Raw genomic sequence first — 16,563 nt, 5'->3', positions numbered from 1 at the left:
TTACTCCGCCAAATCCCGTTTAAAGACAAATTCCGTTTTGCTTGAGGACGCGCTGTCAAACCAATAACCGCCGAAGTCAAAATCTTTCAACTGCTCTACTTCCGTTACGCGATTTTGAATAATATAACGACACATTAAACCGCGGGCTTTTTTCGCGTAGAAACTGATAATTTTATATTTGCCGTTTTTATTATCCAGGAACACCGGTTTAATGATTTGCGCCGTTAAATTCGACGGTTGCACCGATTTATAATATTCATCGGACGCCAGATTCACCAAAACATCGTCCTGTTGTTCATCAATCGCCTGTTGTAACGCCTGCGTCACCAAACCATGCCAAATCGGCGCCTTTGCCGTTGGCTAATTTGGTGCCCATTTCCAAACGATAAGGCTGAATCAAATCCAGCGGCGTTAACAGCCCATATAACCCGGACAAAATGCGCAAATGCTGTTGTGCAAACAACATATCGTCATTGCTTAAGGAATCCACGTCCAAGCCGGTGTAAACATCGCCTCTAAAGGCATACACCGCCGCTTTGGCATTGTGTTCGTTATGTTCCAACTGCCATTCGGCGAAACGTGCGGCATTCAACCCGGCAAGTTTGTCGCTGATAGACATGAGCGAAGCAATATCCGCCGGTGTCAGGCGGCGGCAAATGTCGATTAATTGTTGACTTTGCGCCAAAAGGTGCGGTTGAAATTTCGGGAGTTTTTCCGGCACTGCGGACTGAAAATCTAAGGTTTTTGCCGGAGAAATAATCGCGAGCATAAAAATTCCTATTAATAAAAGCTAAATTGAAGTTAATTGCCAGTTAATCGGCGTAATATGGTGTTGTTGTAAATAAGCATTGGCTTGGGAGAAATGACGGCAACCGAAAAAACCGCGATGGGCGGATAACGGCGAAGGATGCACGGATGTCAGCACGCAATGTTTTTGTCTGTCAATAAACCGCCCTTTTTTCTGCGCCGGACTGCCCCACAATAAAAAGACCAGATTTTCCCGTTGTGAATTCAAGGTTTCAATCACTTTATCGGTGAAAATTTCCCAGCCCCAATTGGCATGAGAATGCGCCAGACCTTGTTCCACGGTTAACACCGAATTCAGCAATAACACGCCTTGCTGCGCCCATTCCAGCAAACAACCATGATTGGGAATTTGAAAACCCTCAATGTCTTTAGACAATTCCTGATAAATATTCACTAAAGAGGGCGGCGGACGCACACCATGTTTTACGGAAAAAGACAAACCGTGCGCTTGATTCGGACCATGATACGGATCCTGCCCTAAAATCACCACTTTCACTTGTTCAAATTCGGTTAATTTAAAGGCATTAAACACATCCGGCGCCGGCGGGTAAATAATCTTGCCCTGTTCGCGCTCCGCATGCACCCGTCCCAACACCTGCTGAAAATAAGGCTGTTGTTTTTCTTGTCCAATCACATCTTTCCAGGTTCTCATACCAAAATTCCAACACATTTCTTAATGAAATGGAATTATAAAGAACCTCGGGTAAAATTCATAGTAAGCGACGCAGTTTATTTGTTATAAAATTGTGATAAAAACAGCCTTATTCTGTTAAAAACACCTCAAAAATGCCAAATATTTTTGACGTGCATCAAATATTAAAAATTAATTAAAAAAAGACTTTGGTTCCAGGTCAAATTAATTTGAAAACTTCAAAATTTTTGATAAAATCCGCACCGTTCAATTAATATACAAACGCGCCAAATTTAGGAGGCATTTATGATTAAAGGTATTCAAATTACCCAAGCGGCTAACGACAATCTGTTAAACTCTTTCTGGTTGTTAGATAGCGAAAAAGGTGAAGCTCGTTGTTTATGTGCAAAAGGCGATTACGCTGAAGACCAAGTGGTTGCAGTAAGTGAACTTGGTAAAATCGAATATCGCGAATTGCCGGTAGATGTTGCACCAACCGTTAAAGTGGAAGGCGGTCAACACTTAAACGTTAACGTATTACGTCGTGAAACATTAGAAGATGCGGTGAAACACCCTGAAAAATATCCGCAATTAACCATCCGTGTTTCCGGTTATGCCGTACGTTTCAACTCTTTAACACCGGAACAACAACGCGACGTTATCACCCGTACTTTCACTGAAAGCCTATAATTTCAGGTTGAATTGAAAAGAAACCCCGAAGCGATTCGGGGTTTTATTTTTTCAAAACGCCGAAAAAAACGACCGCACTTTTCTTTTCTAGCGATTCCCATGCTTTTCAGGTACAATCCGCCAGTTAAATTTAATGACTTTTTATGAGAAAACTTACCTAGTTATGAAGAATATTCGCAACTTTTCCATTATTGCCCATATTGACCACGGTAAATCCACCTTATCGGATCGTTTAATCCAGACCTGCGGCGGGTTATCCGATCGCGAAATGGCGGAGCAGGTGCTGGATTCCATGGATCTTGAACGTGAGCGCGGGATCACCATTAAAGCGCAAAGCGTGACCTTAAATTACAACGCCAAAGACGGCGAAACTTATCAACTTAACTTTATCGACACCCCGGGGCACGTTGACTTTTCTTATGAAGTGTCCCGTTCCCTCGCCGCTTGTGAAGGTGCATTGTTAGTGGTGGATGCCGGGCAAGGTGTGGAAGCGCAAACTTTAGCGAACTGTTACACCGCCATTGAAATGAATTTGGAAGTGGTACCAATTTTAAACAAAATCGACCTGCCTGCCGCCGAACCTGAACGCGTGGCGGAAGAAATTGAAGACATTGTAGGTATTGATGCCATTGATGCGGTGCGCTGCTCCGCCAAAACCGGCGTGGGCATTGAAGACGTATTGGAAGAAATCGTGGCGAAAATCCCGGCACCCGAAGGAGATCCGAACGCACCGTTACAAGCCTTGATTATCGATTCCTGGTTTGACAATTATTTGGGCGTGGTGTCCTTGGTACGAATTAAAAACGGCACATTACGCAAAGGTGATAAAATCAAAGTGATGTCCACCGGGCAATCGTATAACGTGGATCGCTTGGGGATTTTCACCCCGAAACAAATGGATACCAACGTGTTAAATTGCGGCGAAGTGGGCTGGGTGGTATGTGCCATTAAAGACATCTTAGGTGCGCCGGTAGGCGATACGTTGACCCTACATAATCATCCTGCAAGTTCCGTACTACCGGGCTTTAAAAAAGTGAAGCCACAGGTTTACGCGGGGCTTTTCCCAATCAGTTCCGATGATTACGAAGCCTTTCGTGACGCGTTAGGTAAGTTAAGCCTTAACGATGCTTCTCTGTTCTATGAGCCGGAAAATTCCACCGCACTTGGTTTCGGTTTCCGTTGTGGTTTCCTTGGGCTGTTGCACATGGAAATCATTCAGGAGCGCCTGGAGCGAGAATATGATTTGGATTTAATCACCACCGCGCCGACCGTAGTCTATGAAGTCGAACTTACCAATGGCGAGGTAGTCTATGTAGATAGCCCGTCAAAACTGCCGCCGTTAAACAATATCGCGGAGATTCGCGAGCCGATTGCGGAATGTAATATGCTGTTACCGCAAACCTATTTAGGCAATGTGATTATCCTGTGCGTGGAAAAACGCGGGGTACAGACCCACATGGTGTATCACGGCAATCAAGTGGCGCTTACCTATGAAATCCCGATGGGCGAAGTAGTGCTGGATTTCTTCGACCGCTTAAAATCCACCTCACGCGGTTATGCGTCTTTGGATTACGGTTTCAAACGCTTCCAGGCGGCGGACATGGTTCGCGTGGATATTATGATCAATGGCGAACGCGTGGATGCCTTGGCGTTAATCGTACACAAAGACAACGCGCCGTATCGCGGTCGTGAATTGGTAGAAAAAATGCGTGAGTTAATCCCGCGCCAGCAATTTGATATTGCCATTCAGGCTGCCATCGGCAATCACATTATCGCCCGTTCTACGGTGAAACAATTGCGTAAAAACGTTTTGGCGAAGTGTTATGGCGGCGACGTGAGCCGTAAGAAGAAATTGTTGCAAAAACAAAAAGAAGGTAAGAAACGCATGAAACAACTGGGTAACGTGGAAGTGCCGCAAGAAGCCTTCTTAGCCATCTTGCACGTTGGAAAAGACAAGTAAGGAAGTGTCAATGTCGAATTTATTTACAATTATTTTAATCGCTGTCGGATATGGTTTATGGAAGCTATTGGATCATTTCCAACTGCCTAACACCTTTTCAATTTTACTGATTATTTTCACCGCACTTTCCGGCGTGGTTTGGTGTTATCTGCGTTTTGGCGTATTGCCGAAACGCGCCAGACAAATAAGTCGGTTAGAACAACGCAGTGGAAAAACCTTAACGGATGAAGAAAAAGCGCAAATCGAACCGATTTCCGAAAGTGCCGAATTTACGGCGTCACTCTTTCCGGTGTTGGCGTTTGTGTTAATTATTCGCTCCTTTGTGTTCGAACCGTTCCAAATCCCTTCTTCGTCAATGGAACCGACCTTACGCATAGGCGATTTTATTGTGGTGAATAAATTTGACTATGGCATTAAAGATCCCGTCTTCCAAAACACTTTAATCAAAATGGGCAAACCGCAACGCGGTGACGTGATCGTGTTCAAAGCGCCGGAATCCCCAAGCGTAGACTACATTAAACGTGTTGTCGGCACGCCGGGCGATCGGGTCATTTATAATGATGTCAACCGTCACCTCACCATCATTTACGGTAAAGACGGCAAAGAATGCCTCACCGACTGCATCACCAAAGAGTTTAGTTACACCCAGCCGCAACCGAATGAAAATTTCCGTTTCATCTTAGGACGTGATTACGCAGGCAAGATTGTTTATGGCCCTTCCCCGTTGGAAACTATCGAAAGCGGCGATGTTTCCCATGCGATTCATTGGGCACCTGAAGTGAGAAATGAAAGTTTCCGCTATAAAGCCTTTGATAAACAGGACAATTACGTAACCGAATGGGTTGTGCCAGAAAATCACTATTTCGTGATGGGCGACAATCGCAACAACAGCGAAGACAGCCGTTTTTGGGGCTTTGTACCGGAACAAAATATCGTCGGCAAAGCCACCTACATTTGGCTGAGTTTGAAGAAAGAACAGGATGAATGGCCGACCGACGTACGCACCGAACGGTTGTTCCAAAAAATCCAATAATTCAATATGAAAGAAAATCAATTAGAACGTTTACAACGTCAAATTAACTACAGGTTCCAAAATATCGAGTTGCTTAAACAGGCTTTAACCCATCGTAGCGCCGGACATCAACACAATGAGCGGTTGGAATTTTTAGGCGATGCCATTTTGAATTTAACCATCGGCGAAGCCTTGTTCCATCAATTCCCGAAATGTAACGAAGGGGAATTGAGCCGTATGCGTGCCACCTTGGTGCGCGAACCGACCCTTGCCCTTCTGGCGCGGGATTTTAAGCTGGGTGATTATATTTTGCTCGGTCAAGGGGAATTAAAAAGTGGCGGTTTCCGCCGTGAATCTATTCTGGCGGATTGCGTGGAAGCCATTATCGGCGCGATTTCACTGGACAGCAATCTGACAAATGCCACACAAATTGTGTGTCAGTGGTATCAGAATTTATTGAAAGAAATTAAACCGGGCGACAATCAAAAAGATGCGAAAACCCGCTTGCAGGAATATTTACAAGGCAATCGCCTGCCTTTGCCGACATACAATATCGTGAATATTCAAGGAGAAGCCCATAATCAATTGTTCATCGTGGAATGTTCCATCCAAAATAGTGACCGCACTTTTATCGGTAAAGGCTCCAGTCGTCGTAAAGCGGAACAGGCGGCGGCAGAACAAATTTTACAAGAGTTGAATATCAAATGAGCGAACAACAAAACCAAACTTACTGCGGCTTTATTGCTATCGTCGGTCGTCCGAATGTAGGCAAATCCACCCTGCTGAATAAAATCCTCGGACAAAAAATCTCCATCACCTCACGCAAAGCCCAAACCACCCGCCACCGCATTGTGGGCATTAAAACCGAAGGTGCGTATCAAGAAATTTACGTGGACACCCCGGGGTTGCATATTGAAGAAAAACGCGCCATCAATCGCCTGATGAACCGCGCCGCCAGCAGTGCTATCAGCGATGTGGAGTTGGTGATTTTCGTGGTGGACGGCACACACTGGAACGACGATGATGAAATGGTGCTAAACAAACTGCGCAAAACCAAAGCGCCGGTGGTGCTCGCCATTAATAAAATCGACAACATTAAAAACAAGGACGATTTGCTGCCGTTTATCACCGAAATCAGCAGCAAATTTAATTTCGCCGACGTCGTGCCGATTTCGGCCGAAAAAGGCAATAACATTAATGTGCTTGAACAAATCGTGCGCAAATCACTCCGCCCCGGCATACACCATTTCCCGGAAGATTACGTCACCGATCGTTCTCAACGTTTCATGGCATCGGAAATTATCCGCGAAAAACTCATGCGTTTTATGGGCGAGGAATTGCCTTATTCCGTCACGGTGGAAATTGAACAATTTAAAGTCAATGAACGCGGCACTTACGAAATTAACGGTTTAATTTTAGTGGAACGGGACGGTCAGAAAAAAATCGTCATCGGGCATAAAGGTAAAAAGCTGAAAAAAATCGGCACCGAAGCCCGCCTTGATATGGAACGCTTATTTGACAACAAAGTCCATCTGGAGCTTTGGGTGAAAGTGAAATCCGGCTGGGCGGATGATGAACGTGCCCTACGCAGTTTGGGCTATATGGAAGATTAAAAAAGGTGGGCATAACGCTCACCTTTTTATATGCCGAATGGATACGCCGACACACCCAAAGTGCGGTAGAAAAAACACCTGAAATTTCGACCGCACTTTTGCCTTATTTGCCGATACAAAACGAACTGAAAATATTCGTCAGCAAATCGTCAGAGGTAAATTGACCGGTAATTTCACTTAACGCGCTTTGCACCATACGTAGTTCTTCCGCCAATAATTCACCCGCATGGAATTGGGTTAATTGAACATGCCCCATTTGCAAATGTCGCGCCGCCAATTCCAACGCTTCCAAATGACGACGACGCGCCAGGAAACCGCCTTCCATACCTGTTTGATAGCCCATCGCCTGTTTTAAATGATCACGTAATAAATCTACGCCCTGCTGGGTTTTCGCCGACAAATTCACCACAGTATAGCCATCTTCTTCATATAAACGTTCCGCTTCGCCGCTTAAATCCGCTTTATTACGAATAATGGTCAGCGGAATGTTGTTCGGTAATTTTGCCAAAAATTCCGACCGCACTTTTGCCAAATCCTGTTCCGTATCGCTGCTATCCAACATCAACAAAATGCGATCCGCCTGCTCGATTTCATGCCATGCACGGGAAATACCGATGCGCTCCACTTCATCGGTGGCATCGCGTAGCCCTGCAGTATCAATAATATGCAACGGCATTCCGTCCAAATGAATGTGCTCACGTAATACGTCGCGCGTCGTTCCCGCAATGTCGGTTACAATCGCCGCTTCCCGCCCGGCAAGAGTGTTCAACAAGCTGGACTTGCCTGCATTCGGACGACCTGCGATCACCACTTTCATGCCTTCGCGTAAAATCGAACCTTGTTTTGCTTCGGCGCGAACCTTGTCCAGCTGCGCGATAATATCATTCAAGTGCCCTTCGATTTTGCCGTCGGCGAGGAAATCGATTTCTTCATCGGGGAAGTCAATCGCAGCCTCCACATACGTGCGCAGGTAAATCACCGAATCCACCAACTGATTTACCTTATTGGAAAATTCGCCCTGCAAGGATTTTAACGCCGAACGCGCTGCCTGCTCGGAACTGGCATCAATTAAATCGGCGATAGCTTCCGCTTGCGCCAAATCCAGTTTATCGTTCAAAAATGCCTGTTCGGAAAACTCGCCCGGACGTGCCAAACGAATGCCTTCAATGCGCAAAATCCGCTTTAACAGCAAATCCAGCACAACCTGCCCGCCGTGTCCTTGAAGTTCCAGCACATCTTCGCCGGTAAAGGAATTCGGTCCTTTAAAATACAGTGCAATGCCCTGATCCAAAACGGTTCCGTCCGCCTCTTTAAAAGACAAATAATCCGCCATACGCGGTTTCGGGCATTTCCCCAACACCGCTTGCGCCACCTCAATGGCTTTAGGACCGGATACACGCAAAATGCCGATTCCGCCGCGCCCCGGGGCTGTGGCTTGTGCTACGATTGTTTCTTTCATAAGCCTATTCTCAAAACATTAGATTTTGTGACCGCACTTTTTCCTTTAAAGTGTGGTCATTTTTTGATGCGTTTTTTAACTAAAATAAAAGGCACCGATACGTGCCTTTTCGATAGGAGTGATTCAACTATTTTTTATGACGGGTATGTAACCCTTTTTTCTCTAAACCACGGTAAATCAGTTGTTGTTGGATAATCGTGATTAAGTTGGACACCAACCAGTAAAGCACCAGACCCGCCGGGAACCAAAGGAAGAACACCATGAAGATTAACGGCATGAAGGTCATCACTTTTTGCTGCATCGGATCGGCAACCGGCGTCGGTGACATTTTTTGTAACAGGAACATGGAAGCGCCCATTAAGATCGGCAGGATATAATACGGATCTTGTGCAGATAAGTCTTGAATCCAACCGAAGAACGGTGCATGACGCAATTCAACGGCTTCCAAAAAAGTCCAATATAAAGCGATGAAAATCGGCATTTGTAATAACAACGGCAGGCAACCGCCCAATGGATTGACTTTCTCGTCTTTATACAGCTTCATCATTTCCTGGCTCATACGTTGACGATCTTCACCGAAACGTTCGCGCATTTCCTGCAATTTCGGTTGCAACATACGCATTTTTGCCATAGAAGTATATTGTGCTTTGGTGAGCGGATACAAAATCGCTTTCACCACTAAGGTGACACAGATAATCGCCACACCCCAGTTATGCACCAGTTTTTGAATAAAGGTCAACAACCAGAATAGCGGTTTTGCAATAAACCATGCCCAACCGTAGTCAACAGTTAAATCCAAATGGTTGGCCACTTGTGCCATTTCATTTTGTAACTTCGGACCAGTCCATAATTTGCTGGTTAAGGTTTCCGTCGTATTTGGTTGAATGCTGGTTACCGGACCGCGATAACCGATTGAACCGATGTTATTGGCTTTGTCGATTAAGGTGTAAAGCTGATTATCGGCATCCTGATTCGGAATCCAGGCAGAAACGAAATAGTGTTGCAACACAGCCACCCAACCGGCTTTGGTATTGATGGACAAGTTGGCATTTTCCATGTCGCTGAAACTGTATTTTTTATAATTGGTTTCGGAAGAAGAATAGGCGCCGCCGGTATAAGTCGGCATTGCCACATTACCGGAGCTTTCAACTAAAGTGTGTCTTAATTGACCATAAGGTTCCACTTCAATGGTTTTATCGCTTTGGTTATTGATTTCGTAATTGACGGCAATGTTATATTCACCACGTTTTAATGTGAAGACTTTACGATAGGTTACGCCGTCTTTCACATAAACAAGAGGTACGCTCAATTCATTCTGCCCATCGGCCAATTTAAAATTATCACCGTCTGCTTGATAGTCCGCGCGACCTGATTTGGTGTCAATCCCGTCTTTACCGATTAAACCGCTTTGTGCGATATACACATGTTGTGGTGTATTTTGTAGCAACATGAACGGGGTATTTGAATCTAACTCGGCGTCATATTTCAATAACTCGGAACTGACGACATCACCGCCCAATGTATTAATTTTCAAACAAAATACATCATTTTCCAAGGTGATGATTTTGCCTTTTGCTTGGGTGTCCGTTGCAATAACCGCATTACCCGCATTGGAAGAGGCAGGTACATCGGATGCCGATGCGGCGGTTTGTTCGGTTGTTACAGGTTTTGGCGTGTGATAATCCAGTTGCCATTGCTGATAAACAATAAAAGACATAAAGAGTAGTGCAATGACCAGCAGGCCTCGTCTTGAATCCATTATTTATTCTCTGTTTTGTTATTATTGATCTTCGGTGGAACGGGATCGTACCCACCCGTATTTAAAGGATAACATTTTAATATACGTTTAAGCGTAAGCCAACCACCTTTTAGCGTGCCGTGCGTTTTTACCGCCTCAATGCCATAACAGGAACACGTGGGCGTAAAACGGCAACGCGGACCGATTAACGGGCTGATAACGATTTGATAAAAACGAATTAATCCGATGAGGATTTTTGCGCTAAACGAATGTGTCGTTGCCATAATTTATCCAGCGTTTGCCATAAAGTGCGGTTGTTTAAAACACCGATTCCCTGTTTTGCCACAATCACAAAATCATAGTTCGGCAAATCATGTTGCGCTAAACGAAAAGATTCCCGGCATAATCGTTTAATCCGATTACGATCGTGGGCACGTTTCAGGTGTTTTTTTGCTACGGTTAAGCCTAAGCGGGGATGCTCAAGGTGATTTTGGCGGGCAAGAATGGTGATTTCAGGTGAACCGGCGCGGGACGGCTGTTGGAAGACATATTTAAAATGTTCGGGAGTTAACAAACGTAACTCCCTGGAAAAGTTTAGCTTAATCACATTGATATGCGATTATGCAGACAAACTTTTGCGACCTTTAGCACGACGACGGGCTAAAACTTGACGGCCATTTTTAGTCGCCATACGGGCACGGAAACCGTGAGTACGGCTGCGTTTTAATACAGAAGGTTGAAATGTGCGTTTCATTGTAATGTACCTAAGTCAAAATTAGTTTAACTGTTTCTATTTTAAACGTTTCAAAAACATTTAATAAACAAAGATTGTTGAAAAATAGGGAGCCGAATTGTAATCATAAATTCGATGCTCGTCAAATGAGATTCAGGAAAAACCCGGCAATCCGTTTAATTTTCCACCACTCACAGCATTTAAAAGCGAAGGAATTATACGGTTTTGGTTAAAAATGGCAAGCAACCTTTTTTGCTTTTTTTAGAAGCGGGTGGAAGATCTTTTTTTTCCTTTATTGTAAAATGATCGCCCTTCCAACCCCACTTTATGGCGAAAAAGTCAGTAAAAACCATATAAATTCAATGAAAAACAATGAGATAAAGGTTGGCAAAGTAGTCTAGGAAAAAACGTAAACCAATAAACAAGGGATATATTAACGTGGAAAACCGGCCGAATTCTCTGTGGCAAAATTGTCTGCTGCAACTACAAGATAAAATTCCTGCGGACGATTTCAAAATCTGGCTTTATCCGTTGCAAGCCGATATAAATGCAAACGGTGTCCTACTTTACGCCTCAAACGCGTTTGTGCAAAAATGGGTGGTCGATAACTATCTTCCCTTGATCACCGACATCGCCCGTCAAACCAGTACCAATCCGAACCTCAACGTATCCGTCATCGAAGGTATTAAGCCTGCCGCACCGAAAGCCGAGAAACCGGCAAAGAAACAAAGTGCGGTCGGTTTTTCCGAAGAAAAAAGCTCCGCTAAAACACCTTATCATTCCAATTTAAATACCAAATTGGTGTTTGAAAATTTCGTTGAGGGGAAATCCAACCAACTGGCACGTGCTGTGGCGCAAAAGGTTGCGGACAATCCCGGCGAACAAACTGCCAACCCGCTTTTCTTATACGGCGGCACTGGTTTGGGTAAAACCCACTTATTGCACGCTATCGGCAACGGTATTATCGCCAATAATCCGAACGCGCGCGTGGTGTATATTCACTCCGAACGCTTTGTGCAGCAAGTCGTGGCTTATATTCGCGATAACAAAATGGAAGAATTCAAAAAATTCTACCGTTCGTTGGATGCCTTATTAGTGGATGATATTCAATTTTTCAGTGACAAAGAAAAAACCCAGGAAGAATTTTTCCATATTTTCAATACATTATTTGAACGTGGGCGCCAAATCATTCTCACCTCCGACCGTTATCCGCGCGAAATCGAAAAAATTGAGGAACGACTGAAATCCCGTTTCGGCTGGGGCTTAACCACCGCTATTGAGCCGCCCGATTTAGAAACCCGCGTGGCGATTTTAATGAAAAAAGCGGAAGAAAATAATGTTGATTTACCGCACGATGTGGCGTTTTTTATCGGGCAAAAACTACGTACCAACGTGCGTGAATTGGAAGGCGCGTTAAATCGTGTGAAAGCCATGCAAGAGTTCAAAGGCGAACCGATCACCATTGATTTTGTGCGGGAAACCTTAAAAGATATGCTGGCGCTACAGGACAAACTGGTCACCGTGGACAATATTCAAAAAGTCGTCGCCGAATACTATCGCATTAAGGTTTCCGATCTGAAATCCAAAAACCGTTCCCGTTCGGTGGCACGTCCGCGTCAGGTCGCCATGGCATTGGCAAAAGAATTAACCAACCGTAGCCTGCCGGAAATCGGTAAGTCCTTCGGCGATCGTGATCACACCACGGTTTTACACGCCTGCCGCACCATTGCAGGATTCCGCGACACCGATCCGAATATTCAAGAAGATTGGGCTAACTTAATCCGAATTTTATCCGTATAGGAGTCATATGATGCAATTTATTATTTCCAGAGAAAATTTACTAAAACCCTTACAACAAGTGTGCGGCGTGCTGAATAGCCGCCCGAATATTCCGGTATTAAATAATGTATTGCTGCAAATTGAAAATAATCAATTAAATATTACCGGTACGGATTTAGAAGTGGAACTGTCCACCCAAACCCCATTACTTCATGCGGAACAAGACGGCAAATTCACTATTCCGGCGAAAAAATTCCTGGATATTTGTCGCAGCCTGCCGGATAATGCAGAAATTGCTGTGACATTTGAAGAAGATCGCGCTATTGTGCGTTCCGATCGCAGTAAATTCAATTTATCCACTTTGCCGGCGGAAGATTATCCGAATTTAACGGACTGGCAATCGGAAGTGGATTTTACGCTTGAGCAAGCCACCTTGCGCCGCTTAATTGAAGCCACCCAATTTTCCATGGCGAACCAAGATGCCCGTTATTTCTTAAACGGTATGAAGTTTGAGACGGAAGGCAATTTATTGCGTACCGTAGCGACCGACGGTCACCGTTTGGCGGTATGCACCATTCCGCTGGAGCAGGATTTACAGACCCATTCGGTAATTTTACCGCGTAAGGGCGTGCTGGAACTTGCCCGTTTGCTGGAACCGAGTGATCAACCGGCGCGTTTACAAATCGGCACCAATAACTTACGCATTCAGCTAAACAATATCACCTTCACATCCAAACTCATTGACGGCCGCTTCCCGGATTATCGCCGCGTATTACCACGCAATGCCACCCGCATTGTGGAAGCCGGTTGGGAGACCTTAAAACAGGCTTTCGTACGTGCCGCGATTTTATCTAACGAACGTTTCCGCAGTGTGCGATTACAACTCAGTGAAAATCAACTCAAAATCACCGCCACCAACCCCGAACAGGAAGTGGCGGAAGAAATTATCGACGTGTCTTACAGCGGCGAGGAAATGGAAGTAGGCTTTAACGTGAGCTACATTTTGGATGTGCTCAACGCACTTAAGTGTAATCAGGTGCGTATGCGCTTAACGGACGCCTCCTCCAGCTGCTTAATTGAAGACTGTGAAGATGCCAGCGCGGAATATGTGATTATGCCGATGCGTTTATAATTTATGGCGATTTCACGTTTAACCGTCGAAAATTTTCGTAATTTACAAGCCGTGGATCTGGAATTGGATCACGGCTTTAACTTTTTAGTCGGCAACAACGGCAGCGGCAAAACCAGTTTACTGGAAGCGATTTTTTATCTGGGGCACGGGCGCTCCTTTAAAAGTGCGGTCAGTAATCGAATCATTTCTTACGATCAACCGCACTTTACCCTGTTCGGGCAAATTCAGGAACAACAGCATCAATGGTCGGTAGGGTTGCAAAAACTGCGTCAGGGCAATACCCTCGTTAAAATTAACGGCGAAGACGGCAATAAAATTTCCGATTTGGCACACCTGCTTCCCATGCAAATCATTACGCCGGAAGGCTTAAATCTGCTCAACGGCGGGCCAAGCTATCGCCGCGCCTTTCTGGATTGGGGCTTATTTCATCATCATGTGGCTTTCTATAATTTATGGGCAAGTTTAAACCGTTTACTTAAGCAACGAAACGCCGCTTTACAACAAACCTCCGCTTATTCGCAAATGAAGATCTGGGATATGGAATTGGTCAAACTTGCCGAACAAGTCAGCCAACTGCGCGCCGACTATGCCCTGGCGCTACAACCGGAAATAGAACAAACCTGCCGTTTATTCTTACCCGAATTAGACATTAGCGTGAGTTTCCATCAAGGCTGGGAAAAAGAACAACATTATGCGGAATTACTGGAACGCAATTTTGAACGGGATCGCGCCTTAGGCTACACGGTTTCCGGCCCGCAAAAAGCGGATTTTCGTTTTAAAGCGAACGGGTTACCGGTGGAAGATGTGTTATCGCGCGGGCAGCTGAAATTATTAATGAGCGCCCTCCGCCTCGCCCAAGGGGAACACTTAATGCGGCAAAAGCAACGCCATTGTATTTTCTTAATTGACGACTTCGCTTCCGAATTGGATCAAACCAAACGGCGTCTTTTGGCAGAACGTCTGCAAAACAGCGGCTCGCAAGTATTTGTCACCGCCATCACATCAAACCAACTCAAAGAAATGCAACCGAAAAAGCACCGCACTTTTAAGATAGATACGGGAAAAATAGCATTGTTATAAAAAAATCAGCCCTCAATCATGAGGGCTAATTTGTAAGACCGTCGGTTTATTTCTGACTGCAAACCGCAATAAAATGCAATTTATGTTCAGGATCATTAAAGGTCTTAAACATTTTCTTAAACTGCTCGCGATTTTCCGCTTTCATGGCATTTCTAATGATTTTCAACGCACCAAACACGCCTTCGTCATAAATCATACCCTTCGGTGACAGCAACGTCATCTCGCCAGAGAAGGTTTCAACATTACGGAATCCACTGTCGGTAAAGATCTTTTTCCAGCCGTCTTTGGTAAGCGGTGTGACCGTGACATTAATGGCATCGCGCATATTGTTTAAAATCGTCTGGTGATCATCCCCTACCAACATAACATCATGGGTAAGCAAAAAACCACCCGGTTTTAACACACGAAAATATTCGGCAACCGCTTTCATTTTGGCTTCCACCGGTAACATGGTGAGCATCGCCTCGTTAATCACAATATCAAACGTGTCATCTTCAAAAGGCAATTTCATGGCGTTGGCATGTTGTACATGAATTTTATCCTGCAAGTTATTCGCCACAATATGGGCTTTAGCTTTTTCCAACGCGTTTTCATCCAAATCCACGCCTTCAATGTGGCAACCGTATTGCTTCGCCAGCCCAATTGCCGTGGTACACATATTACATGCCACTTCCAGCACCTTTTTATCTTGACTAAAATCACCACTGGCAATCAACCAATCCGTCGCTTTACGACCGCCCGGACGTAAACGGGTTTTACCTAAACGCGCTAAAAAATTATGGCCGACTTCTTCTTTACCCATTTTGCTTTCTCCTCAATAACACCAAACAGCTTACATTATAAATAAATATGATTTTTATTAAATATAAAAAGCCAACACATTAAAATAGTAAATGATTTAATAGTTAATATTTTATTAAAACTTATCGGTTTTATTACTAAGTTTGGTTATAATGACAAAGGTTTTCTTACATAAATAGGAGCTAAAAATGAAAATCAAAACTATTTTAGCCATAGTAATCGGCACAATCTGTTCTGCAGGCATTGCTAATGCTCATGAACATAAGCATGACAACATGATGATGCCTCTTAAAGGACCATCTATTGAAGTTAAAATACAGCAATTAGATCCGGTCAACGGCAACAAAGATGTGGGTACGGTCACTATCACCGAATCCAGCTACGGCTTGGTATTCACCCCAAATTTAAAAGGCTTGGCGGAAGGTTTGCACGGTTTCCACATTCACCAAAACCCAAGCTGTGAACCAAAAGAAAAAGACGGCAAACTTACCGCAGGTCTTGGCGCAGGCGGTCACTGGGATCCGAAAGACACCAAACAACACGGCTACCCATGGCAAGATGACGCCCATTTAGGTGATTTACCGGCATTAACCGTATTACACGACGGCACAGCCGCTAACCCGGTTTTAGCCCCACGCATTAAACACTTAGACGACGTGCGCGGTCACTCCCTCATGATCCACGCTGGTGGCGATAACCACTCCGATCACCCGGCCCCACTTGGCGGCGGCGGTCCGCGTATGGCGTGTGGTGTAATTAAATAATCCGCTTTCCGAAACAAAAAAGTGATCTGCACCCCAAAACCCGGACACCTAATTTGAGGTGCAGATTATGTCTTACTCTTACCAATTTCGTTAAAAAACTATCAAACAGGTCACCGAGCAGGATTTGGGTATCCGTGAGGTGGCTAAATTTCATCAGATTTCTCGTTCTCAAGTCATTTATTGGAAAAGCCTTTCGTGAAAGAGGGCTTAATGGCGTAAAATCCCCTTATATAAACCCTCAACGCCCTAAAATAGTGAAGCCAAAGATGAAAAAGAAAGCGATTGAAATCCCGGAACAAACAGACTTTTCCCCAAAAGCGTTTAAAAAGCTGCAACGAGAGCTGGCATTAGCACGTGCACAGAT

General features: G+C 44.7%; 16 protein-coding genes and 2 pseudogenes. 10 read left to right on the top strand and 8 right to left on the bottom strand.

The window, feature by feature from the left end:
• Both yaaA and ung read right to left on the bottom strand, forming a co-directional pair.
• Positions 1 to 769 (bottom strand): annotated as a pseudogene (yaaA, locus tag A3CS_RS01000000111080) (peroxide stress protein YaaA).
• 21 nt (positions 770 to 790) lie between these two features.
• Entirely contained in the window at positions 791 to 1,459 is a 669-nt protein-coding gene (gene ung / locus A3CS_RS0108910; protein ID WP_005547222.1) for a uracil-DNA glycosylase, read from the bottom strand.
• Positions 1,460 to 1,744: 285 nt separating this feature from the next.
• Between ung and grcA the strand changes: the two genes are divergently transcribed.
• The 5 genes from grcA (at position 1,745) to era (ending at position 6,713) form a co-directional block, all read left to right on the top strand.
• Complete coding sequence (gene grcA / locus A3CS_RS0108905; RefSeq protein ID WP_005539658.1) at positions 1,745 to 2,128, top strand: autonomous glycyl radical cofactor GrcA; 384 nt, start codon at positions 1,745 to 1,747, stop codon at positions 2,126 to 2,128.
• 163 nt (positions 2,129 to 2,291) lie between these two features.
• Positions 2,292 to 4,088, top strand: a complete 1,797-nt coding sequence (gene lepA, locus A3CS_RS0108900; protein ID WP_019518417.1) for a translation elongation factor 4 — start codon at positions 2,292 to 2,294, stop codon at positions 4,086 to 4,088.
• 10 nt (positions 4,089 to 4,098) lie between these two features.
• Complete coding sequence (gene lepB / locus A3CS_RS0108895; protein ID WP_005547226.1) at positions 4,099 to 5,121, top strand: signal peptidase I; 1,023 nt, start codon at positions 4,099 to 4,101, stop codon at positions 5,119 to 5,121.
• Positions 5,122 to 5,127: 6 nt separating this feature from the next.
• Positions 5,128 to 5,808 (top strand): ribonuclease III, encoded by a 681-nt coding sequence (gene rnc, locus A3CS_RS0108890; RefSeq protein WP_005539664.1) that lies wholly within the window; start codon positions 5,128 to 5,130, stop codon positions 5,806 to 5,808.
• Positions 5,805 to 6,713, top strand: coding sequence for a GTPase Era (era, locus tag A3CS_RS0108885; protein WP_005575646.1), 909 nt, complete (start codon positions 5,805 to 5,807; stop codon positions 6,711 to 6,713). Before rnc ends, era begins: the two co-directional genes overlap by 4 nt.
• Positions 6,714 to 6,816: 103 nt before the next feature.
• On the opposite strand, the gene mnmE is transcribed toward era, so the two are convergent.
• The 5 genes from mnmE to rpmH all read right to left on the bottom strand — a co-directional run bounded on the left by mnmE (position 6,817) and on the right by rpmH (position 10,664).
• Entirely contained in the window at positions 6,817 to 8,172 is a 1,356-nt protein-coding gene (mnmE, locus tag A3CS_RS0108880) for a tRNA uridine-5-carboxymethylaminomethyl(34) synthesis GTPase MnmE (protein ID WP_005547230.1), read from the bottom strand.
• 127 nt (positions 8,173 to 8,299) lie between these two features.
• Positions 8,300 to 9,931 (bottom strand): membrane protein insertase YidC, encoded by a 1,632-nt coding sequence (gene yidC / locus A3CS_RS0108875; RefSeq protein WP_005589573.1) that lies wholly within the window; start codon positions 9,929 to 9,931, stop codon positions 8,300 to 8,302.
• Entirely contained in the window at positions 9,931 to 10,194 is a 264-nt protein-coding gene (gene yidD / locus A3CS_RS1000000111690) for a membrane protein insertion efficiency factor YidD (RefSeq protein ID WP_080630374.1), read from the bottom strand. The genes yidC and yidD overlap by 1 nt, the downstream gene beginning before the upstream one ends.
• A complete protein-coding gene (gene rnpA, locus A3CS_RS0108870) occupies positions 10,149 to 10,517 on the bottom strand; it encodes a ribonuclease P protein component (RefSeq protein ID WP_005539673.1) in 369 nt (122 codons plus the stop codon). The genes yidD and rnpA overlap by 46 nt, the downstream gene beginning before the upstream one ends.
• Before the next feature lie 12 nt (positions 10,518 to 10,529).
• Positions 10,530 to 10,664 carry a 50S ribosomal protein L34 gene (rpmH, locus tag A3CS_RS0108865; protein ID WP_005539760.1) on the bottom strand — a complete coding sequence of 45 codons (135 nt, stop codon included), beginning with the start codon at positions 10,662 to 10,664 and terminating at the stop codon, positions 10,530 to 10,532.
• Positions 10,665 to 11,081: 417 nt separating this feature from the next.
• Between rpmH and dnaA the strand changes: the two genes are divergently transcribed.
• Genes dnaA through recF form a run of 3 tightly spaced genes read left to right on the top strand, consistent with a single transcriptional unit; the run spans position 11,082 to position 14,634 of the window.
• Complete coding sequence (dnaA, locus tag A3CS_RS0108860) at positions 11,082 to 12,443, top strand: chromosomal replication initiator protein DnaA (RefSeq protein WP_005547242.1); 1,362 nt, start codon at positions 11,082 to 11,084, stop codon at positions 12,441 to 12,443.
• Between the two features lie 10 nt (positions 12,444 to 12,453).
• Positions 12,454 to 13,554 (top strand): DNA polymerase III subunit beta, encoded by a 1,101-nt coding sequence (gene dnaN / locus A3CS_RS0108855; protein ID WP_005589012.1) that lies wholly within the window; start codon positions 12,454 to 12,456, stop codon positions 13,552 to 13,554.
• A gap of 3 nt (positions 13,555 to 13,557) precedes the next feature.
• A complete protein-coding gene (gene recF, locus A3CS_RS0108850) occupies positions 13,558 to 14,634 on the top strand; it encodes a DNA replication/repair protein RecF (protein ID WP_005547246.1) in 1,077 nt (358 codons plus the stop codon).
• Positions 14,635 to 14,680: 46 nt separating this feature from the next.
• On the opposite strand, the gene A3CS_RS0108845 is transcribed toward recF, so the two are convergent.
• A complete protein-coding gene (locus A3CS_RS0108845; protein ID WP_005547252.1) occupies positions 14,681 to 15,436 on the bottom strand; it encodes a class I SAM-dependent methyltransferase in 756 nt (251 codons plus the stop codon).
• A gap of 187 nt (positions 15,437 to 15,623) precedes the next feature.
• Here A3CS_RS0108845 and sodC point away from each other — a divergent pair, with 187 nt between their 5' ends.
• On the top strand, positions 15,624 to 16,199 hold the full coding sequence (gene sodC / locus A3CS_RS0108840) for a superoxide dismutase family protein (RefSeq protein WP_005547254.1): 576 nt from the start codon (positions 15,624 to 15,626) through the stop codon (positions 16,197 to 16,199).
• A 100-nt stretch (positions 16,200 to 16,299) separates the two neighbouring features.
• Positions 16,300 to 16,563, top strand: a pseudogene (locus tag A3CS_RS1000000112335) (transposase); the annotation flags it as partial.

The sequence above is a fragment of the Aggregatibacter actinomycetemcomitans DSM 8324 genome (assembly GCF_000372365.1).
GTDB classification, from domain to species: Bacteria; Pseudomonadota; Gammaproteobacteria; order Enterobacterales; family Pasteurellaceae; genus Aggregatibacter; species Aggregatibacter actinomycetemcomitans.
Note: the sequence above shows the minus strand (reverse complement) of the source record. Positions and strands in the feature narration are given on the sequence as shown.